The organism is Prosthecobacter sp. GW821-HT29F12 (genome assembly GCF_058803405.1).
Genome location: NZ_CM179517.1, coordinates 6,391,780 through 6,411,338, shown reverse-complemented (window position 1 = coordinate 6,411,338; position 19,559 = coordinate 6,391,780). Strand labels below are relative to the sequence as shown.

Sequence of the window (19,559 nt, the reverse complement as noted above, 5' to 3'; positions counted from 1 at the left end):
CGGGCTGAATGATTCCATCTTTCTTATGCGATGATTTTCTTTGCTACGCTGCCTTTGACGTCGGTGAGCCTGAAGTCCCGGCCTGCGTAGCGATAGGTCAGGCGCTCGTGATCCAGGCCGAGCAGGTGCAGGATCGTGGCATGGAAGTCATGGGTGTGCATTTTGTCCTCCACAGCCTCGTAGCCCAGATCATCCGTACTCCCATAGCGCATGCCACCTTTGACACCACCGCCGGCCATCCAGGCAGTGAAGCCCTTGCTGTTGTGGTCACGACCGTCCGCCCCCTGACCGTGCGGCGTCCGGCCAAACTCACCAGACCAGACGACGAGCGTGTCCTTGAGCATGCCCCGCGACTGCAGATCGGCCAGCAGCGCAGCGATCGGCTGATCCACCGCCCCACACGTGGCAGGCAGGTCTTTGGAGATTTTGAAGTGATGATCCCAATCGCTGTGGGTGACCTCAACGAAGCGCACACCTGCCTCCACCATGCGGCGCGCGAGCAGGCATTTGCGGCCAAAGTCATCCGTGGTGCTGCCTTCGCCGATGCCGTAGGCGGCGAGTGTCTGCTTCGTTTCTTTCGCGAGATCCATCACCTTCGGCATCTCGCTTTGCATCTTGAAGGCGAGCTCGAAAGACTCGATGGCCCCTTCGACCTCGGGATTGAGCTGATCACGTTGCAGCTTTTCGCGATCCAATGCCTGCACGAGCTCAATCTCCTTCCGCTGTGCCATGCTGCCAACAGGCGGCACAATGTTGCGCATCTGTGCATTCACAATCGGCCGGGCATCGACGCCGACGCGTGTGCCCTGGTAAATCGCGGGCAGAAAGGCACTGCCGTAGTTCTGCGCACCGCCGAACAACGAAGGCGGTGCAATGGTGACAAAGCCGGGCAAATTATCATTCACCGAACCAAGGCCGTAGAGCGCCCAAGCGCCCAGAGAAGGCCGTACGAACTGCGAGTTGCCCGTGTGCAGTTTTAAAAATGACTGTGTATGCGCAGGGAGCTCGGTGTGCATCGAATTGATGAGACACAGATCATCCGCCCGCTTCGAGAGATGCGGAAACAACTCGCTGATGGGAAGCCCGCTTTTGCCCTGCGGCGAAAACTTCCACTGCGAGCCATGCAGCTTGGTGCCCGGTGCGCGCCCATCCTTGCCGGACGCAGCTGTGAGCTTCGGCTTGTAGTCAAAGGTATCCACATGCGATGGAGCGCCGCGCATGCAGAGGAAGATCACGCGCTTCGCCGTGACATTAAAATGCGGCTGCTTGGCGGTCAGCGGAGAGCCGGCCTCCGCCTGGGCCAGCACTTGAAAGGCGAGCCAGCCGAAACCGACACCGCTGGTTTGGAGAAATTCACGTCGGGTGTTCATGGCATCAGTCAATGGAGCGGAATTCGGCACTGCCGAGCAGGGCGCGGCAAAAACTCGTCAGCACATCGCTGTCGAGCCGTGGATAGTCGGCAAAGAAGCGTTGGACGGCCTGCGTCTCAGTGGCTGTGGGTGCCCGTGCAAAGGCCAGTTTGAAGGCGGCTGCAGCCCTTTGATCCTCCGGCAATGGCCGGATTTTGTCGGCAAAGCGCTTCGCCTGTCTGGCGACGAAGTCATTGTTCAGCAGATACAGTGCCTGCGACGGCACCGTGGTCACCTCGCGGCTCCCGTTCACAGCGCTGGGCTCGGCGAAATCGAAGACGGTGAGAGCATCAGGCAATGCGTTGCGTGGCACCGGCAGATAGACGCTGCGCATGTCACCGGCGGCTGTGAGGAATGGCTCATCACTCAGCGGCGCACGCAGGCTCTTGATGGGAAAACCACCGATCGCACCGTCACCATTCCGGGCCACGGCTGAGCCCACGGGCGCCTCGATGTTCAGACCTCCGCTGACGGCCAGCATCGCATCGCGAATGCATTCGGCATCAAGTCGTCGTGGAGTCATGCGCCAGACGAGCGTGTTCTCGGGATCCGCCTCGAAATTCTTCGCGTCATGCGTGGCGGCCAGCTGATAGGCATGGCTCATGACGATTTCCTTGATGAGCGACTTCACAGACCAGCCCCCACTTTGCAGTCGTAGCGCCAGATGGTCGAGCAGCGCCGGATTGGATGGCGGCTGGCCCATAGTACCGAAATTGTCCACGGTGGAAACCAGGCCCCGGCCAATCAGCCAGTACCAGACGCGGTTGGCAAACACACGCGCCGTGAGCGGGTTGCTCTCGGCCACGAGCCATTCGGCCAGCTCGCGGCGGCCGCTTGCTCCCGATGGAATGGCAGGCGCTTTCGCGGCGATCACGCTGACAAAACCGCGCGGCACTCTGGCACCGGGCTTGTCGACATCACCTCGGGCAAACAGCGGACTGTCATTGATCGAACTGAACTGCGCAGGACGACCCGCAATCATTTGAAACGTTTCCTCCACCGATTTGGGTTTGGTGGGCGGTCCACTCGCAGGATTGGAAGGATAATCACGCACCCCCATCGCGAGGGGTTTCTGGCGGCCCTCGTTGTCATAGGAGGCCAGCTCGGTTTTGCATTCGCCGATCTTCGCATTGATGCCGACGAACAGGATCAGCTTCTGCGGGTCGTTGTTCACGTTGAAGCCTTTGCCCGTAAACAGCGCCTTAGCAGCGGTGGCATAAAACTGCACCGCCCCATAGCGCTCGGTTTTCGTGAGATCCTTTTCGATTTCGGCACGACGCTCCGGAGTCAGCGTCAGAGGCATGCGCGGCAATCCGCAGTCGGTGGGCAGTTCGATGAGCGGTGTTGCCTTGAGATTCTGAAAATTGGGCGAAGTGCCGTACAAGGTCTCCGTGCTGAGGAAGATGCCCGCGAGGGCATAATAGTCAGCCTGCGGAATGGGATCGAACTTGTGGTCGTGGCAGCGAGCACAGGCGACCGTGAGGCCGAGCACCGCCTGCGACATGGCGTCGATCTGCTCATCGGCGGTATCGAGCGCATACTGCTTCGGGCTGCGCTCATTGAGGCTGCGTGAGCCGATGGCGAGGAAACCGGTCGCAATCTGCTTCAAGGCGCGGTCGCGGCTGTCTTTGGCCTGCATCAGGTCACCGGCAATTTGCTCACGAATGAATTCATTGAACGGCTTGTCTTTATTGAAGGATTCAATGACGTAATCGCGATAGCGCCACGCATGGGGAAGCAGGCAGTTCACATCCTTGCCGGTAGATTCTGCGTAACGCGCCACATCCAGCCAGTGGCGGCCCCAGCGCTCGCCAAAGCGCGGCGATCTGAGCAGCGCATCGACGATTTTCTCGAACGCTTGCGCATCATGGTTCGCCACAAAGCTGTCCACCTGCTCCGGTGTCGGCGGCAGTCCGGTCAGATCAAAACAAACACGCCGCAGCAGCGCCTCCGGCTGAGCATCACCCACCGGCTTGAGGCCCTTTGCCTCCAATCCGGCGAGGACGAAGCGATCCACATCGTTCTTCGCCCAGTCATCGTCTTTCACCCTAGGCAAGGCAGGTTGCTTCACCGGCTGATAAGCCCAGTGATTTTTCGCCTTCTCGGTGTCCCATTCAGATTTCACCACGCTGGCCTTGCCGTCACGTGGATCAGGCGCGCCCATGCGCACCCACTGCTCGAAATCAGCGATGATGGAGTCCGGCAGTTTCCCACCGCTTTTTTCCGGCGGCATCTGCATGTCCTTGTTGGTGTAATGCAGGGATTTGATGACGAGACTCTTCACGAGATCGCCTGGCACGATGCCCGGGCCGCTGTCACCGCCACGACGGATGCCCTCGCGTGTGTCGAGCACGAAGCCGCCTTTGATTTTTTCCGAGTCCTCCGCATGGCACTTGTAGCATTTCTCGGCCAGCACAGGACGGATCTTCTTCTCGAAGAACGCCATCTGTTCCGCGCTGCTCTCGGCTTCGATGATCGCCGGCTTGTTTGGAGCAGGTTTCGAGCCACCGCTGATGGCCGCGATTTTCATGTACTCCTCATGCGAGAGCCTGCCGTCATGGTTCGCATCGAGTGTGTGAAACAGGTAATCCACCACCTGCGGCCTGCCCTTCAGCTTTGGCGAGTATTCGCCCAGGGTTTTGAACTCGGTTGCGCTGAGGGCCTCATCATGATCCTGATCAAAAGTGGTAAAACCCTGTTCGAGCTTCCTTTGCAAACTCGCATCCTGCGCCAATGCCGGGGTGAGAATGATCGAGAACAGAAAGAGTGCGCATGTTTTCATGGCTTCATGAATTTTTCAAATTTCACCCGGCGCTCGTCGCCGAGCTTCTTGAAATCCTCGATCTGTTCGGGCGTGAGCAATCCGGCCAGTTCGGTAGACTGGCGGATCGAAGCTTGGGCAATGGCCGTCAGGGTGTCGTTTTTGATTTTAGCGAGGTCTTGCCTGAGCTGGTCGTAGATCGGCTTTGATTTCTCCACCTGATCCGGCGTGAGCTTAAGGCGCTTCGCTTCCTCCGACATGCGATGTTGGACAAAGTGATCTTCGCTGATGAGTTTTTTCGCGAACGGCAGCGCGAGTCCGATGCCAAACAAGGCCCCTAGGATGAACAGCGCGAAGAGGAAGCAGATGATGTAGAACTTTTTCATGGGAAGAGCGGTGTTTGAATGAAGACCTGTGCGAGATCGTGGGCATCAGCACTCATGGCGCCTGATGACCACCAGAGGCAGGCGGCAGTCGCCACCGTGGCCACCGGCAGTGCGGCGAGTGACATGCGTGTCCATAGTGCCGAAGTGTCCGATGCCGCTCGCGCAGAGGCGATGGCACAGGTTGCCAGTCCAAAAGGGGCTTCTTCGGCCGCGGGCACGGGCGCATTTCGCGAGCGGGCGGCGAGTTGTTCGAGACGTCGGTCGGTTTCGTTCATGAGTGGGATGCTTCGAGCTGTTCAAAGGCTGCCCGCAGTTTGCGGCGGGCGCGAAAGGCGCGCACTTTCACCAGGATGCGGCTCCAACCGGTGAGCGTGGCGATGTCGTCGGTCGATTTGCCATCGAGGTGCAGCAGACTGAGCACCATGCGGTCGTCCGCACTCAGCGTGTCCAGCAGGCGCAGCATGAGGGAGCGTGATTCGTCGTTCAGGGCTTCCTCTTTCGGCTCTGCGGTGACCAAAGTAGCCTGCATGGCCTCTTGCTCCCCTTCGGTAAGATCGCTCCAGCGCAGTTCCGGCCTCACCCGACGCGCGCGGTAGTGATCGCGACACTGGTTGATCGCAATGCGCGCCAGCCACGGCTCCAGCGGTTTGCAAACGTCCCACTGGGCAGCTTTGGCAAAACAACGCGCAAAGGTCTGCTGCGCGAGGTCCTCGACGCAGCCCGCGTCCGCGACATGGCGGCGGATCAAACTGGCCACGAAGGGGTAAAATGCTTCCACCAGCGCCCGCGCCGCACCCTCGTCGCTGCGTCGCAGCCACGCTGCCACGCTGCCATGCAGGCACGGGATTCGCTGTCGGTCAAAATCATGGAAGCTGGAAATCACGATGACACATCCTTTCCCGGCTTCTACGGGCAGGATGCGGAGCGGTTACAGCTTCCGGAAAATTTATTGCAGGCAAGAGAGCCTGCATCACCTCACTTTGCGTTCTTCGCGATGAATTCAATGATCGGCGTCGAGTCATCCAGCCCATGCGGATGATGCCCCACGCCAGGTTTGCGAATCAGCGTGATGCTGCCGCCGAGCGCCTTGTAGCGTGTTTCGATCAAGCCGGTGTTTTCGTCCCACGGCACCACATCGTCCGCATCGCCAAAAACGTGCAGGAGCGGCACATGGTTCTGGGCCAGCGGTGCGAGGTTGTCCACAGGGTTGCCCTTATAAGCGAGCGCTTCAGCCTCGTCTTTGAATCCCCAGAGCTTGGGGACCAGCGCCCAGTTTTTCGGGTCACCTTTGCCTTTGCCCTTGCCGCCGGGCCAGCTCTTAAAGTCACAAACCGGGGCATCAGCGTAGATGCAGGAGACTTTGGCCGGATTCGCGATAGCCCAGTTGTAGCAGTACAAACCGCCGCGACTGAGTCCGACGAGGGAGGGCTTGGTGCTCAGAGCATACTTCGTGGTGAGTTCAGCGTAGCATTCGTTCCAAAGCTTCACGGCATCAGGGCAGCCGAGCATGTCGTTGATCTTCATATAGACGATATGGAAGCCTTTGCCGAGAAGCGCGATGTCTGGAGCGGGCTTGTGACCAAAGAACTCGCCATGCCAGACCCACGGACGCCCTGCAGCGACGGTTTTCGGCACAACAACGGTCACGGATTTGCCTGCAATGGTGAGTTCATGCTTGGCGTAACCATTCCATTCACCGGTTTGATTGGTGAACACGATCTCCTTTGAAGAGGCCAGTTTGCGGGCCTCGGCATCGAGTTCAGCGGCCTTCGCCTTCGCTTCCTCAATCGGCAAACCCGGAGGATTCCCAGGGCGCTTATGCCCCACATAGCTCAACCATGCCGGACGCAGGATGGCGTGCTTCTTTTTCACCAGGGCCAGAATGGCCGCACCATTGGGATGATCGGGCGTTCCATCAGGCTTCACCTTGAGGCCCCAGGCATCCAGCACGGCACGAGCCATCAGCAGATGGCCTTCCGGGCCGGGATGCACACCGTCTTTGGAAAAGGTGAACTCGGGATCCGTTTTCCGCTTTTCAGCGATGGCGGCGTTCATCGGACCGTGAATGTCCAGCACCTCCCAGCCCTTCTGGCGCATGTCGAGGAGCCAGTCGGAGTAGAAGTCCAGCACTTCATTGTAGCCCTGGTAAAACTGGCCCGGCTTCACTTGGTCGCCAGGAACCACACGCTGCTTGATCGGCACCGGATCAAACACCGGCGGCGTGAGATGCACGATCCTCGCTCCGGTGGCAGTGACTTTGTCATGCAGCTTCTTCATGCCATCCTGAAAAGCCTTGGTCCGCACCGCGCCCAGAGGCAGGTAAATGCCGTCGTTCATGCCATAGCAGGCAAACACGAGCTCTGGCTTGGTCTTTTCCAGCGCACGGTCAAGACGCTCATGCAGATCCGGGCGCGGGAACTTGCCACCGGCATGGCCATCTTCGCTCAGGCCGCTCACCGTTTCACTGCTGAGGCCCAGTGGGATGATCTCCTTCGTCACCTCCGGATGCTGCGCGATCAAGGCGGCATCAATGAACTCGATGTAGCCCCCGCCCTGCGTGATGCTGTCGCCGAGAAAGACGATGCGCTGTTCTTTGGGCAGTTCCGCAGCCGCTGCGGTGATGGTAAGGAGGAGGGAGAGGATGAGATGACGCATGAGAATGAAAATTAGACGCCGACGATTTCGCGCAACGGCACACCGCCGTCGGTCACAGTGCGCGGGCGCTGCACCGCGTCCATGAATTCGTGATTGGGATGAATGCCTAGCAGGTGAAAAATCGTCGCGGCAAGGTCCGGAGGACGCACGGGCCGATCCGATGGAGCCCCCCCAATCTTGTCGCTCGCGCCGATGATTTGCCCCCCGGCGATGCCCGCACCGGCCATGGCGACGGAGAACACATTGCCCCAGTGATCGCGCCCGCCGCTTTTGTTGATGATGGGCGAGCGGCCAAACTCGCCCATGACGACGACGAGTGTCTCATCCAGCAAACCACGCGAATGCAGATCTTGGATGAGCGTGGAGTAAGCGGTGTCAAACTGCGGACACAGCACCTCGCGCACACGTGGACCATTTCGCTGGTGCGTATCCCACAGCGGGCTGCCTTCTTTTTCATCGCCAGGTTCGCGCGGCCAGTTCACCTGTACCAGCCGCACTCCGGCCTCCACCAAACGACGCGCCAGCAACACGCTCTGGCCAAATCTATGCCTGCCGTAGCGGTCCCGCATCGCCGCCGGCTCGCGCTCAATCTCCAGCGCCGCACGACTGGCCTCCGAGTGAATCAAATCAAAAGCGCGCTGCTGCATCGCTTCAGTCTCCTCCATCAGCGGATTCGCCAGCGAGCGGCGAAATTGCACGTCCATCTGCCGCAGCAGGCTGCCGCGCTCGGAAAAACGCAAATCCGTCATCCCCTCGGTCAAACTCATGCCTTCGATGCGCAGACGTTCGGCACTGGGATTGCACTTGATCAGCTGCGGATGCCACGGCGCCCCCATAAAGCCGCCGTTCTGGCCGGGCCACACGACGTTGCCATTGTTTTCGAGACGTTCCGGCAAAACAACCGAAGAAAGCGGCGACCGCCCGCTCGGTTTCAACGCGCCAACAACGGACGCGATGCTCGGCCAGTCATTTGCACTCGGCGGCACGCTCTCAGCTTTCGACGCCGGCGCATAACCCGTGAGCATGAAGCAGCCGCTGGTCGAATGCGCGTTAATGCCCGTGGTCATCGAGCGGATCACCGCGAGGTGCTGCATCAGCTTGGCCGTACGCGGCAAAGTCTCGGAGAAATGAATCCCCGGCACCGAGGTTGGGATGGATTTGAAATCACCGCGAATCTCCAGCGGTGCATCCGGCTTCGGATCAAACGTCTCATGCTGCGGCGGTCCGCCGCTGAGAAACAGAATGATGCAGCTCTTCGCCCGGCCAAATGACGCGTCCTTGCTGGGAGCCCTCGCATTCAGCACGGATGGCAGCGACAGCCCCAAACAACCCAGCCCACCCACGCGCAGCCATTTGCGGCGATTGAAAGCAGTGGTTGAAATAAGTGGCTGCATGGACGTGATCAACTACGCCCAGCCAACGTGGCTCTATCACACCCGGTGCAGCTTGTAAGGATAGACTTGGTCCGCGTTCCACTGGCATCCGTAAAGGTCACCGGCGTCATCCATGCACACGTCATGCACATTGCGGAAGACCGGCTGGTCCTGCAGCAGGAGGCCGACCTGATCGCCCTCATATTTCGGCTGCTGGCCGCCCGGAGCGGAGATGACGCGGTTGTTCTTGTCGAGAATGATGATGAAGCCGCGCTCACGCCACATGCGGTAATCATTGGGCTTCATTCCAAAGCACACACCGGAAAGCAGCAGATCCCCCGCAATCACCGGCCGGCTCATGAAAGCACCGGGCAGATAGACAGAATGTGAATAGGTGCCGTCGAGCTGATACCAGTGGAACTCATTGCGGATGCGCTCCGTACACAGCACCAGCGGTACAGGTCCACGTGAGTCGATGGTGACACCATGCGCCTGCATGAATTTCCCCGCGTTCATCGCTTGCGTGCTGTTGCCGCCAAATTTGCGGATGAATTTTCCCATGGCATCAAACTGCAGAATGAACTGGGAGCCGTAGCCATCCGCCACATAGATGTCGCCATTCGTCCCCGCTACCGCTTCAGTGGGTGCATACTTAGTAACAGCATCATACGCGCCGCAGTCCTTCGCATGCGGCAATTCCAGCACGACCTCACCGAAGAGCGTAGTTTTCACCACGCGGCCTCCAGCAGGATCGCATAGCAGCAGGTGTTCTTTGCCCTCCCGCACGTCCAGACTCAGGCCGTGGCCGCCGCGCAGCTTCAGTGTCCAGGCGTCGAGCACCTTCCCTTCTTTGTCGAAGATGAGGATGTTGTTCTTCGCTTCGTCCGTGATCATGATCAGCCGTTTCTGCGCATCCATGACCATCTCATGGCAGTTTTTGACCGGATGCACCTCCCGCTTCGCCTTGCACCACTCCAGATCGACCCGATACCGATGCGCCCCATGCCCGATGATGGCTCCCTGAAGCGAGGTCTTGCTCTGCGACCGCACAAACGGGGCGGCAAATGCGGTGGCGGCGGTCGTGGAGATGAAATGGCGGCGGTTCATGCCATCTGAAACACCTCATCAGTGCCCAACTTATCCAGAATCCTGCGTTCGGGTCCAAAACGTCGGCAGCCGAAGTTTCCAGCGCATCGCCGCGAGCCGCAGAGTCAATATGACCGCCATGCCAATGTAGCGGTCACTTTCCGAGGCTGGATACCAGTGCCGAAGAAGCACAAAGACCAGTGCTCCGACTGAAACTGCCGTGGCATACAGGTCGACCTCCGCCTGAAAAACCCACGGCACCTCGCTTCTCAGCACATCCCGCATGATGCCGCCCGCCACGCCGGTGACTACTCCGAGCAGCACCGCCACCACCCCCGGCGTGCCAAAGGCTAGCGCCTTCTCTGTTCCTGCGATGCCAAACAGCGCCAACCCAAACGCATCCGCGATCGCGAGCAGCTTTTTTGGCAAGTGCGTGAACCGCACAATGACAAAAGTCGTTACTGCCGCGCCGAGCGCCGTCCACACATGCAGCGGCTGCTTGATCCAAAAGACTGGCTGGGCACCCAGGCACAAATCACGAATCGTGCCGCCTCCCACCGCTGTCACCAGCGCCAGAACCATCACACCAAACAGATCCATTCGCTTGCCCTCAGCCGCAAGCACACCCGAAATGGCGCACACAGCGACGGCAAAGTATTCGATCCAGGTTGGCATCACTTGTCTTGGGGTTCAGGCTTCACCAGCGCCGGCGGCTCAGGATTCCATTCCACCTTGGGCTGAATGCCCAGATGCTGGTAGATCATGGGCACCAGCGCGGTTTGAGGCGTCTCCTCGTTCAGCAACTTTTCTTTCGGCAGGCTGGAGCCATGAGCGGCAAGCCAGATTTTGCGCTCCTCGTCACTGTCGCCGCCATGCTTGTTACCGCGTCCTCCATGATCCGTCGTGACAAGCACCAGCCAGTTCTCATCATTGAACTTGGGTCGCGCACGCATCGCACGCAACAGCTCACCGATATGCGAGTCCACATGGCTGATGGCATTCAAATAGAGTGTGCTGTCCGGTGAAAAGCTGGCACGCGAATCCACCGCCCCATGCCCAAATTCGTCCACCTGGCCAAAATAGACAAACATGACATCCGGATTGCTTTCACGCAGCGTTTTGAGCGCCGCATCACGCACCTCGATGTCCTTTTCGGGATTGTCCACAAAGTGATGCGCGGCATCCGGTGTGCGGGTAAACTTCACATCCAGAAACTCCGCCTCGCCGATGCGTGAACCATCCGCGATGAAATCATGAATGGGCGGCCAGTCGGCAAACGATGCACAGAAGGCCTGCGGCTGCACTTCTTTGATATGCCGCATGAAATGCGAATAGCTTTGAAAGCGCCCGCCGATGAAGCGGTTGTCCTTCACGCCATGCCGGTCCATCCACACGCCGGTGAGCAGGCTGCTCCAGCCTGGTCCGCTGATGGTGGGCTGGAGAGTAGGTGTGCCCAGTTCCCCGCCCGCATAAAATTTCCGAGTGAACAGTCCGTGCTCACTTTCGCACAACATCTTCAACTGCGGTGCCAGACCACGCTCCATGGCCGCAGCCAGCGCATCCGCCCGGCAGCCGTCAACGCCGATGAACAGCACCCGTTTACCTTTAAAATCGCTGTCCTTTCCGGGTCCATGCGCGCAAAGCTGGCAGGTGAAGCCAAGGCAAAACAAAACGAGGGCTGCAGCAGGTTTCACGATGGATGTCATAGTTCAGTGCTTCATGTAATGTTCAATTCCGTTGAGCAGCATCTGCACGGCCACCATGACAAGGAGCATGCCCATCAGACGCTCAACCGCCATCGAGCCTTTCTCTTTGAGCACGCGGGCAATCGCCGGCGCGCAGAGCAATACCGCCGCTGTCACCCCCCAGGCGATCAGCAGGGCGGCAAACCAGCGCCAGATCTGTTCCGGTTGCGTGCTGACGAGCACCAGCAGCGTCGCCAACACGGACGGCCCCGCGATCATCGGCGTGGCCAGCGGCACGATAAACGGCTCGATGATCGATTCGTCTGCATCACGCCGCGACGGCGGAAAAATCATCTTCAAGGCGATGAGAAAGAGCACGATGCCACCACTGATGAACAAAGCCTCCTGCTTCAAATGCAGCAGGCTGAGCAGCCAGGGCCCGAGAAAAAGAAACACGACCAAAATCACCAATGCAATGACGAGCTCTCGTGCGATTACCCGCAGCCGCCGCTCCGGCGGCACAGGACGCAGGCCGGACACAAACGTCGCCACATTCCCCAGCGGGTCCATGATGGTGATCAGCAGCAGCGTGGCGGAGAGCGTGTCCATGGTCAGAATCAAGGCTGCAACGATTTCATAAAGAGAGCCCAAAGCTCATCCACCGTTTTGCCGGTTAAGCTTTTCCACAACTCATCTTTATAAGCACCTGATCGAAGTGCAGCATTCATTTTCACCACCACACCTGCGGTATACTGCTGTTCGACCCACTCCAAAAACATCGCCGCAGTTTTGTAGGCATCCTTGTAGCTCGCCTTGGAGGGGTCCAGCTTCGGCCGCGGAGCCTTCGGCTCAAAATGAACGATGCGGATATAGTCCGCAATGCCTTCCACCAACCAGCCCGGACCTCCGGGTGGGTAGGACTGCACGACATGCGTCAGCTCATGCAGGACCATGCCAAAGTCATCAGGATGCGCTCTCACAAAGGCAGCGGAGATCGTGATCTTCCCTCCAAGAGCATGTGCCACCCCCTTCATCTTCGGATCAAAATAGAGCGTGACCTCTTTCGGCGCAGCAAAACCAGCGCTGGGCAGCAATGCGGCAATCTTTGGAAACCACTCGACGCACAGCGTCCCTGCCTTGCTTCCCCACTCCTTCAAATCGGGTGCATCGTTCGCATCCACCAAAGCACTGGCATCTTTGGCCCCGATTCTGACAATAGTTCGAGGCTCTGCATGAAGGCCTGAATCCAACGTCATGACGATAAGAAAACCGCCGCACCACAGCAGTAGTAGAAAAACATGGATTCGGGATGTCATGGTGATCATGTTATCGGCTTTGGCTCTTGGTGACATTCAGTCCGCATTTCCCTCGGCGCAACCAGCGGTGCACGATCCTCACCCGAGCGTGTTCCCAGGTTACCATAGCGATGATAATCAAAGCTCACGCTCTGCTCCCGCACATACCACAGCAGTTCCACCCGCCCCTCAGCCAGCACCGGAGCATCGGCGATAAACACGCATGCCTCCGCGGCAGCACGGCGGACAATTTCAGGCACACGCTCAGCAGCGGCATAACGCGCGCGGCACACCTGACCTATGCCAATCGCCGTCGCGAACTCCTCATCGCTTTCCTCGACAAACTCGATCAGGCCAGCCCAGTCATGTGTCAGTTTCTCCAAAAGACTCAGTTCGCGCGTATCCAGACCATGCGGTGTGCTGACAATCGTTCTCGCACCCGTCACTCTCGTCGCGGCCACACGCGTAAAGATTTCGAAGAAACTGTCCTCACAGCTCACACGGACATGCACCGCACGCAGCGGCAGATAACGCCGGACATTGTCCTGACCGAGCAGGCGAAAGTGGTCATGCTCCCGGCCAAACTCACCTCTCCACCATTGGTCGCAGCTCTCCATGGCCTTCAGAGTTCGCCAATACTGTTCTTCCGGCACACCGCAGGACTCACTCACGATGTTCAAAGCCAGACGCTCCAGCGCAGGATTGCTCAAAGGTTCATCGCCCGGCCGCACAAGTGTTTCCTGAAATCTCATGAACTGCGCCACTTAGTTCGGACCGCCAGCTTTGAGGCCAGGCCCAAAGGCGCTTTTGCCCATGCCGCCAAAGGGCTGCCTCAAAACGATCGCACCCGTCGTGCCGCGGTTGATGTAAAGGTTGCCAGCACGAATGCCCTCCTTCCATTCGGCCTGTTCGCGATCATCTAGACTCTCTAACCCACTGGTCAGGCCGAATCCTGTCTGATTCACCAAAGCGACGGCCTCGTGCAGTTTCTCATAGCGCATCACACCGAGCACAGGGCCGAAGAACTCCGTCATATGAGTATAGCTCCCCGGTTGCACGCCCCATTTGATCCCCGGAGACCATAGGCAGTCGTTGCCCTCCAGCTTACACGGCATCAGAGCCCAGGACTCACCGTCTTCGAGCGTGAGCAACGCATTTTGAAGCTCCCCCGACGGCGGCCTGATCAACGGTCCCATCTTAGTCGGCAGATCCCAGGCAGAACCGACGATGACGCTCTCGGCTGCCTCAACCAGCGAACGTTTGAATTCGGGATCATCATAGACCTCGGCCTCCAGCAGCAGGAGCGAGGTGGCGGAGCATTTCTGCCCCGCATGACTGAAGGCCGAGTGCAGCACATTTTTGATGGCGAGATCACGATCCGCCATGGCCGTGACGATGGTGGCGTTCTTGCCACCGGTCTCGGCACTCAACGGCAGCGCAGGCTTGGCCCGCAGCATGGCCAGCGCTGTCTCCGTACCGCCAGTCAGGATGACCGCATTCACCAGCGGATGCTGCACAAGCTGCGCTCCTTCACTGCCACCAGAGCATGGCACAAATTGCAGCGTCTTTTTCGACACGCCGCCGCGCCAGAAACACTGGCACAGCTCCCAGGCAGGCAGCACGGCATCAGACGCTGGTTTCAAGACAACCGTATTCCCCGCTGCCAAAGCTGCAGCCATGCCACCACATGGAATGGCGATCGGGAAATTCCACGGCGACACGACGACCGCCACCCCTTTGCCCGACGCAGTCACATTCGGCAGCTCGAAAAACGTGCACGCACTGCCCGCGTAGAACTCCACAAAATCGACCGCCTCGCTCACTTCAGGATCCGATTCGGCCAGCGTCTTACCACAGTTTGCCAACGCCGCGCCCATCAGGTCTGCCCGTGCCTGGCGCAGCTCGCTTGCGACCTGCCGCATGATTGCCTGCCGTTGCTGAGGCGACAGGCCACGCCAGCCGTCATCGTCCCGCGCTGCACACTCCACCGCCTGCACAATATCCCCGCCATTGGCCAGCCGATAACGACCCACCACAGACCCCGGGCGCGATGGATCGAGGCAGTCGCGCGTGCCGCGAGCATCGATGATCTCCACACCATCAATCACAAGCGGCACTTCGACACAGCGCTTCTCCCACGCGGTCACAATGCCCTGGGCCCATTCCGCATGATGGGGCAACGACCAGTCGGTGTCGGGCTCATTGACGAAGGTGTCAGACAAACTATGAGCCTGTTTCAAATCCCGCCGATCCTGCGTGCGGCGCGGTGCAGTACTCAGTGTGTCAAGGCGTGCAAATGCAACGCGGAAACCCTGCTCCAGTTGGTGCCAGTCCTCGCTGCCCGGCACGAGTTTGAATGTGTGGCGCAGGAAGTTCTCCGGCCCGGTGTTTTCATCAAGCCGCCGGATGAGATAGCCGATGGCGCTAAGAAAGTGCTCCTTGTTGCAGACGGGCGCGTAGAGCAGCAGATGCGGAGCCTCCTCAAAGAGTGCGCGACGCTGATGATTGGCCATGCCTTCCAGCATCTCGAACTGCACCCGCTCCATCGCATTGCCAGCCCTTGCCAGAGTGAGCGCATAAGCAACATCAAACAGATTGTGCGAGGCGACCCCAAGTTTCACCGCTGCCAGATTTTCGGGGCGAAAGCCTTCGTGCAGCATGCGCTTGTAGTTCGCGTCCGTGTCGGCCTTCGTTTCAAAGGGCGCCTGCGGCCAGCCTTTGACCGCCGCTTCAAAGCGCTCCATCTCCATGTTCGCCCCCTTCACAATGCGCATCGTGATGCCCGCGCCGCCTTTGGCGACACGCTCACGCGCCCACGCATGAATCTTCTGCTGCCAGAGATAGGAGTCAGGAATGTAAGCCTGCAGCACGATGCCCGCGCTCACCTGCTCAAGCCCGCGCCGCTCCAGCGTTCGCATGAAAACTTCACAGGTAAGGCTGAGGTCGCGGTACTCCTCCATGTCGAGGTAGATGAACTTCGGCACCTGCGTGCCATCACTGCGCGTGAACGTGGCGCGTGCGGCGCTGCGATACAGGCGCTCAAGCCGGTCGCTCAGGGTCGCGATGGTGTGCTCGCGTGCGAGAGGGGACATCTGCGAATACAGTGTGGATATTTTCACCGAGAACACCTCCGTCTCAGAGTGCTGCATCGCTTCGAGGTACAGCGTCAGCCTGCGCTCCGCCTCCGCCTCGCTAAGAATCGCCTCGCCGAGGAAATTCACATTCATGCGCACGCCCTGCGCAGTGCGCTGGCGCAGATGCTCCGCCAGCACCTCCGGTTCCGCAGGCAGTATGACATTCGCCGTCTCATGCTGCATGTGCTCCTTCACCATCGGGACCGAGACGCCCGGCAGCCATCCGCCAAACGTCTGAAACCCGCGCAGCAAAGCCCGGTCCAGCGGACTGAAAAAACGCGGCACTCCCTGTACATCCAGGATATGCGTGAACTGGTCCGCCACACGCGCTGCTGATCTGGGTCGGAACGCCTGATCCGTGAGCTGCACCAGCGTGGCTTTGTCCGAAGCGGTCTGCAGCATGCGGTCCAGCTCCGCCTGCTGGCGTCTCTCGGCGGGCGTTTGCAGCTCGGTGGCGCGCAGCTGCAGCCTGCGCGCAAGATCAACCGCAGCATCAATGAGTTCCGCGTTCATGATAATGACACGTCATACACCCAGATCCTGTTTCACCGCAGCAAAGGCTTTCACCGCATTTTCCAGATCAGCCCGCGTGTGCGCAGCACTGATCTGCGTGCGAATGCGCGCCTTCCCCTGCGGCACCACAGGATAGCTGAAGCCGATGACGTACACGCCACGCTCCAGCATCGCGTCCGCAAATTTCGCGGCAAGCGCTGCATCACCAAGCATCACAGGCACGATTGGATGCTCGCCGGCCACGATTTGAAATCCCGCGGTGACCATCTGCTCACGGAAGAATCCGGTGTTGTCTTCCAGCTGATCACGCAGGCTGGTGGACTGCTTCAGCAGATCCAGCGCCGCGATGGAGGCACCCGCAATGCTCGGGCAGAGTGTATTTGAAAACAGATAGGGCCGCGAACGCTGACGCAGCAGTTCGATGATTTCTCTTCTCCCGCTGGTGTAGCCACCACTCGCACCCCCAAGAGCTTTGCCCAGCGTGCCCGTCAGGATGTCGATGCGTCCCATCACATCACAGTGCTCATGCGTACCCCGGCCCGTTTTACCCATGAAGCCCACGGCGTGGGAGTCATCCACCATCACCAGCGCATGGTATTTGTCCGCCAGATCACAAATTGCCTTCAGCGGAGCGATGAAGCCGTCCATCGAGAACACACCATCGGTGGCAATCAGCTTGAAGCGCGCACCTTTCTCATCCGCCGCAATCAGCTGCGCCTCCAAGTCGGCCATGTCGCAGTTCTTGTAGCGATACCGCTGCGCTTTGCACAACCTCACGCCGTCGATGATCGAGGCATGGTTGAGTTCGTCGCTGATGATCGCATCCTCCGGGCCGAGGATCGTCTCAAACAGCCCGCCATTGGCGTCAAAACACGAACCGTAAAGGATCGTGTCCTCTGTGCCAAGGAAGTCCGACAAGGAAGCCTCCAGTTCTTTGTGCACTCCCTGCGTGCCGCAGATGAAGCGCACACTGGCAAGCCCATAGCCCCAGTGCTCCAGCGCCTCATGCGCCGCCTGCCTCACCTTGGGGTGCTGCGCCAGTCCGAGGTAATTGTTCGCGCACATGTTGAGCACCGCCTTGCCGCCATTCGCACGCACCAGCGTGCCCTGGGGTGTGGAGAGCACTCGTTCCCGTTTGTAGGTGCCCGCAGCGCGGATGGCCTCAAGCTGCGTGGTGAGATGCGTGGCGAAGGTTGGATTCATGGCTGCCGATATACTGGACACATGTCCTTTATTTTGGCAACAAGGATTTTACCTGCCTGCCGATCTCGCCGCCTCCAGAACGGCATCCACCACAGGTGCCACGGGGTGGAGGCCGTGGGGATGATGTCCTGCCTCCGGCTTTTCCCAGCGGGTGACGGAACCACCGAGAGCCTTGTAGCGGGCTTCAAGCACGTCGGCATGCTGGGTGACCGGGACGACATCATCCTTCATACCGAGCACCAGAAAGACCGGCACTTTGGCGGCAGCGAGAGCCTCCAGCCCATCGACCGGGCTGCCCTTGAAATCAGGAAGCTGTGCTTCCGTGATGCCATAACTCTCAAGGCATTGCTTTCTCATCGCCCTGGCCTCGGGCGTGCTGTTCGGAAAGGCGCGAAGATCCAGCAGCGGGTTGTCCCCATAGATGGCTGTGACCTTGGTAGGATTGGCCTTCGCCCAATTGAAGATGTAGGTGCCGCCACGGCTCATGCCTTCCAGCACGGGCCTGGCACCGAGGCCGATTTTTTGCGCGAGAGCATAAAAGTGGTTCCAGCGTTCCACGGCTTTGGGCGCGCCCCAAAACTCAACCACATCGCAATAAACCAGATGATAGCCGTGCTCCAGCATGGCGATGTCAAAGGCGGGCTCATGTCCCCAGAATCGCGCACGCCACACCCATGGGCTGCCTGCGGCGGCCTTCTTCGGCGCGACGATTTTGCACTCGGCTCCATCCTCGGGGAGCTTGAAGTCGAGCTCGGCAAAATCATGAAAGCGGTCCGCTGTGGTGGCGGTCACACCCGCAGCAAGCAGGCGCGCTTTCAAATCATCCGCGTGAGCATCGAAGCCAAACATCAACGTCAAACCAAGGACCAGAGCACAGGGGGCAGGGAAAGTTGTAATCATCAGGTTGGACCATGATAACGTGCACTGCGGACTAATTCACGCCGTCAATCCAGCCAGATCCGGCGCAATGGATTTCGCATCACGCACAAACCATTCGTCCTTTGTCGAGTGTCCGCGTTCGACTTCAAAACGCCTTCAGTACCAGTTCGCGAAAGGCGCGGACATGCGAGGGCTCAAATCGCCCTTTACGCTGCACCAGAAAGACTTCCTCATGGCCAAAAAGCGCCTCAGCCTCGCGCACGACCACCTCCGCCTCTCCGGCACCACGCTTCGGTGGTTTGATGCTTGCCGCGCTGGTGCCGATGGCGATGCCGAACCCGATCGCGACGTAGTTCAGCAGCAGGGCGCGATTCGTTGCCGTCATGGTCACATTCATGCGGTCCGCCAGACCCGCCTGGGCAAACACCTGACGAATTTGCCGGTGGGAGCTGCTTTCCTGCGGCGCCAGCACCAGTGGCTGGCTGACGATGCCCGCAAGCGTCAGCTGCCGCACACGTGCCAGCGCATGATCTGCCGGGCACATGAGATAAAAGGCATAGCGCGCCAGCGGCTGGTACTGAAACTGCGGCATCACCTCGTCGCCCGTAGCCATGCCCATGATCGCCAGATCCGCCTCTTCCTGCTGGATCACCTGCCTGGCCAGGTAGGAGGGTCGGTCCAGCAGCACGAGCTTCACCTTGGGATGATGCTGACGGTACAGGATGATGGGCCGCCGCAGCGCACCGGTGAGCATGGCCGACGGCGCCACGACCGTCAGCGTGCGTGCGGCGGTGCTGCGCTGGTCCTCAAACATCGCCCGCAGGCCGTCAAAGGATTCGACCAGTGGCGCCGCCAGATCCACCAGCGCACGGCCATCGTCCGTCAGTGAGACTTTGGAGCCCTCCGCCACGACAAACTGCACGCCGTATTCATCTTCCAATGCACGAATCTGCTGCCATACGGAGGGCACGGCCAGATTCATCGCCGCTGCAGTCGCTGCAAAGCTGCCCTGCCGGGACAGTTCCACCAGCGCGCGAATCTGCCTGAAGCGCACTTCTTTGAAGTAACGACGCACAGGAGACTCGGTCGCCGCACCGACTCTTTGAGAAGCATTGGGTTTCGCCTTCATCCTTTAGTCACCTCCTAAGAGAACTTTGAGATGATAGCAAGCGCCGTAACC

17 protein-coding genes are annotated in these 19,559 nt (G+C 59.5%); all 17 read right to left on the bottom strand.

All coding sequences use genetic code 11. The features are described from left to right. Window positions 1-23: 23 nt before the first annotated feature. The 17 genes from AC3RLQ_RS26480 to AC3RLQ_RS26400 all read right to left on the bottom strand — a co-directional run bounded on the left by AC3RLQ_RS26480 (window position 24) and on the right by AC3RLQ_RS26400 (window position 19,508). A complete protein-coding gene (locus AC3RLQ_RS26480) occupies window positions 24-1,370 on the bottom strand; it encodes a DUF1501 domain-containing protein (protein ID WP_493031679.1) in 1,347 nt (448 codons plus the stop codon). Between the two features lie 4 nt (window positions 1,371-1,374). Next, window positions 1,375-4,191 (bottom strand): DUF1549 domain-containing protein, encoded by a 2,817-nt coding sequence (locus AC3RLQ_RS26475; protein WP_493031678.1) that lies wholly within the window; start codon window positions 4,189-4,191, stop codon window positions 1,375-1,377. Continuing rightward, entirely contained in the window at window positions 4,188-4,556 is a 369-nt protein-coding gene (locus AC3RLQ_RS26470) for a hypothetical protein (RefSeq protein WP_493031677.1), read from the bottom strand. The genes AC3RLQ_RS26475 and AC3RLQ_RS26470 overlap by 4 nt, the downstream gene beginning before the upstream one ends. Continuing rightward, window positions 4,553-4,831, bottom strand: a complete 279-nt coding sequence (locus AC3RLQ_RS26465; RefSeq protein WP_493031676.1) for a hypothetical protein — start codon at window positions 4,829-4,831, stop codon at window positions 4,553-4,555. The genes AC3RLQ_RS26470 and AC3RLQ_RS26465 overlap by 4 nt, the downstream gene beginning before the upstream one ends. After that, window positions 4,828-5,439 carry an RNA polymerase sigma factor gene (locus tag AC3RLQ_RS26460; protein ID WP_493031675.1) on the bottom strand — a complete coding sequence of 204 codons (612 nt, stop codon included), beginning with the start codon at window positions 5,437-5,439 and terminating at the stop codon, window positions 4,828-4,830. The genes AC3RLQ_RS26465 and AC3RLQ_RS26460 overlap by 4 nt, the downstream gene beginning before the upstream one ends. 92 nt (window positions 5,440-5,531) lie before the next feature. Next, a complete protein-coding gene (locus AC3RLQ_RS26455) occupies window positions 5,532-7,211 on the bottom strand; it encodes an SGNH/GDSL hydrolase family protein (RefSeq protein WP_493031674.1) in 1,680 nt (559 codons plus the stop codon). An 11-nt stretch (window positions 7,212-7,222) separates the two neighbouring features. Next, window positions 7,223-8,605: a DUF1501 domain-containing protein gene (locus AC3RLQ_RS26450; RefSeq protein ID WP_493031673.1), complete on the bottom strand. Its 1,383-nt coding sequence runs from the start codon at window positions 8,603-8,605 to the stop codon at window positions 7,223-7,225. Between the two features lie 36 nt (window positions 8,606-8,641). Beyond that, the gene (locus tag AC3RLQ_RS26445; RefSeq protein WP_493031672.1) at window positions 8,642-9,691 is read right to left on the bottom strand and encodes an NHL repeat-containing protein; all 1,050 of its coding nucleotides are present in this window, start codon (window positions 9,689-9,691) and stop codon (window positions 8,642-8,644) included. Window positions 9,692-9,721: 30 nt separating this feature from the next. Beyond that, the gene (locus tag AC3RLQ_RS26440) at window positions 9,722-10,345 is read right to left on the bottom strand and encodes a trimeric intracellular cation channel family protein (protein WP_493031671.1); all 624 of its coding nucleotides are present in this window, start codon (window positions 10,343-10,345) and stop codon (window positions 9,722-9,724) included. Continuing rightward, window positions 10,345-11,376 carry an alkaline phosphatase family protein gene (locus AC3RLQ_RS26435; protein WP_493031670.1) on the bottom strand — a complete coding sequence of 344 codons (1,032 nt, stop codon included), beginning with the start codon at window positions 11,374-11,376 and terminating at the stop codon, window positions 10,345-10,347. Before AC3RLQ_RS26435 ends, AC3RLQ_RS26440 begins: the two co-directional genes overlap by 1 nt. 3 nt (window positions 11,377-11,379) lie before the next feature. Then, window positions 11,380-11,964 (bottom strand): MarC family protein, encoded by a 585-nt coding sequence (locus AC3RLQ_RS26430; protein ID WP_487683238.1) that lies wholly within the window; start codon window positions 11,962-11,964, stop codon window positions 11,380-11,382. Window positions 11,965-11,972: 8 nt separating this feature from the next. Continuing rightward, window positions 11,973-12,680 carry a basic secretory protein-like protein gene (locus tag AC3RLQ_RS26425; protein ID WP_493031669.1) on the bottom strand — a complete coding sequence of 236 codons (708 nt, stop codon included), beginning with the start codon at window positions 12,678-12,680 and terminating at the stop codon, window positions 11,973-11,975. After that, a complete protein-coding gene (locus tag AC3RLQ_RS26420) occupies window positions 12,677-13,360 on the bottom strand; it encodes a hypothetical protein (RefSeq protein ID WP_493031668.1) in 684 nt (227 codons plus the stop codon). The genes AC3RLQ_RS26425 and AC3RLQ_RS26420 overlap by 4 nt, the downstream gene beginning before the upstream one ends. 54 nt (window positions 13,361-13,414) lie before the next feature. After that, window positions 13,415-16,297 carry a bifunctional proline dehydrogenase/L-glutamate gamma-semialdehyde dehydrogenase gene (locus AC3RLQ_RS26415; protein ID WP_493031667.1) on the bottom strand — a complete coding sequence of 961 codons (2,883 nt, stop codon included), beginning with the start codon at window positions 16,295-16,297 and terminating at the stop codon, window positions 13,415-13,417. 12 nt (window positions 16,298-16,309) lie between these two features. Beyond that, window positions 16,310-17,500, bottom strand: a complete 1,191-nt coding sequence (locus AC3RLQ_RS26410) for a glycine C-acetyltransferase (protein WP_493031666.1) — start codon at window positions 17,498-17,500, stop codon at window positions 16,310-16,312. Window positions 17,501-17,548: 48 nt separating this feature from the next. After that, window positions 17,549-18,400, bottom strand: coding sequence for an alpha/beta fold hydrolase (locus AC3RLQ_RS26405; RefSeq protein ID WP_493031665.1), 852 nt, complete (start codon window positions 18,398-18,400; stop codon window positions 17,549-17,551). A 124-nt stretch (window positions 18,401-18,524) separates the two neighbouring features. Then, window positions 18,525-19,508 carry a LysR family transcriptional regulator gene (locus tag AC3RLQ_RS26400; protein ID WP_461524291.1) on the bottom strand — a complete coding sequence of 328 codons (984 nt, stop codon included), beginning with the start codon at window positions 19,506-19,508 and terminating at the stop codon, window positions 18,525-18,527. Window positions 19,509-19,559: the final 51 nt, after the last annotated feature.

What these genes read in the sequence shown, in the direction of transcription:
- AC3RLQ_RS26480 (WP_493031679.1), bottom strand. Translation starts at nt 1,370, where the DNA reads ATGAACACCCGACGTGAATTTCTCCAAACCAGCGGTGTCGGTTTCGGC.
- AC3RLQ_RS26475 (WP_493031678.1), bottom strand. Translation starts at nt 4,191, where the DNA reads ATGAAAACATGCGCACTCTTTCTGTTCTCGATCATTCTCACCCCGGCA.
- AC3RLQ_RS26470 (WP_493031677.1), bottom strand. Translation starts at nt 4,556, where the DNA reads ATGAAAAAGTTCTACATCATCTGCTTCCTCTTCGCGCTGTTCATCCTA.
- AC3RLQ_RS26465 (WP_493031676.1), bottom strand. Translation starts at nt 4,831, where the DNA reads ATGAACGAAACCGACCGACGTCTCGAACAACTCGCCGCCCGCTCGCGA.
- AC3RLQ_RS26455 (WP_493031674.1), bottom strand. Translation starts at nt 7,211, where the DNA reads ATGCGTCATCTCATCCTCTCCCTCCTCCTTACCATCACCGCAGCGGCT.
- AC3RLQ_RS26450 (WP_493031673.1), bottom strand. Translation starts at nt 8,605, where the DNA reads ATGCAGCCACTTATTTCAACCACTGCTTTCAATCGCCGCAAATGGCTG.
- AC3RLQ_RS26445 (WP_493031672.1), bottom strand. Translation starts at nt 9,691, where the DNA reads ATGAACCGCCGCCATTTCATCTCCACGACCGCCGCCACCGCATTTGCC.
- AC3RLQ_RS26440 (WP_493031671.1), bottom strand. Translation starts at nt 10,345, where the DNA reads ATGCCAACCTGGATCGAATACTTTGCCGTCGCTGTGTGCGCCATTTCG.
- AC3RLQ_RS26435 (WP_493031670.1), bottom strand. Translation starts at nt 11,376, where the DNA reads ATGACATCCATCGTGAAACCTGCTGCAGCCCTCGTTTTGTTTTGCCTT.
- AC3RLQ_RS26430 (WP_487683238.1), bottom strand. Translation starts at nt 11,964, where the DNA reads ATGGACACGCTCTCCGCCACGCTGCTGCTGATCACCATCATGGACCCG.
- AC3RLQ_RS26425 (WP_493031669.1), bottom strand. Translation starts at nt 12,680, where the DNA reads ATGATCACCATGACATCCCGAATCCATGTTTTTCTACTACTGCTGTGG.
- AC3RLQ_RS26415 (WP_493031667.1), bottom strand. Translation starts at nt 16,297, where the DNA reads ATGAACGCGGAACTCATTGATGCTGCGGTTGATCTTGCGCGCAGGCTG.
- AC3RLQ_RS26410 (WP_493031666.1), bottom strand. Translation starts at nt 17,500, where the DNA reads ATGAATCCAACCTTCGCCACGCATCTCACCACGCAGCTTGAGGCCATC.
- AC3RLQ_RS26405 (WP_493031665.1), bottom strand. Translation starts at nt 18,400, where the DNA reads ATGATTACAACTTTCCCTGCCCCCTGTGCTCTGGTCCTTGGTTTGACG.
- AC3RLQ_RS26400 (WP_461524291.1), bottom strand. Translation starts at nt 19,508, where the DNA reads ATGAAGGCGAAACCCAATGCTTCTCAAAGAGTCGGTGCGGCGACCGAG.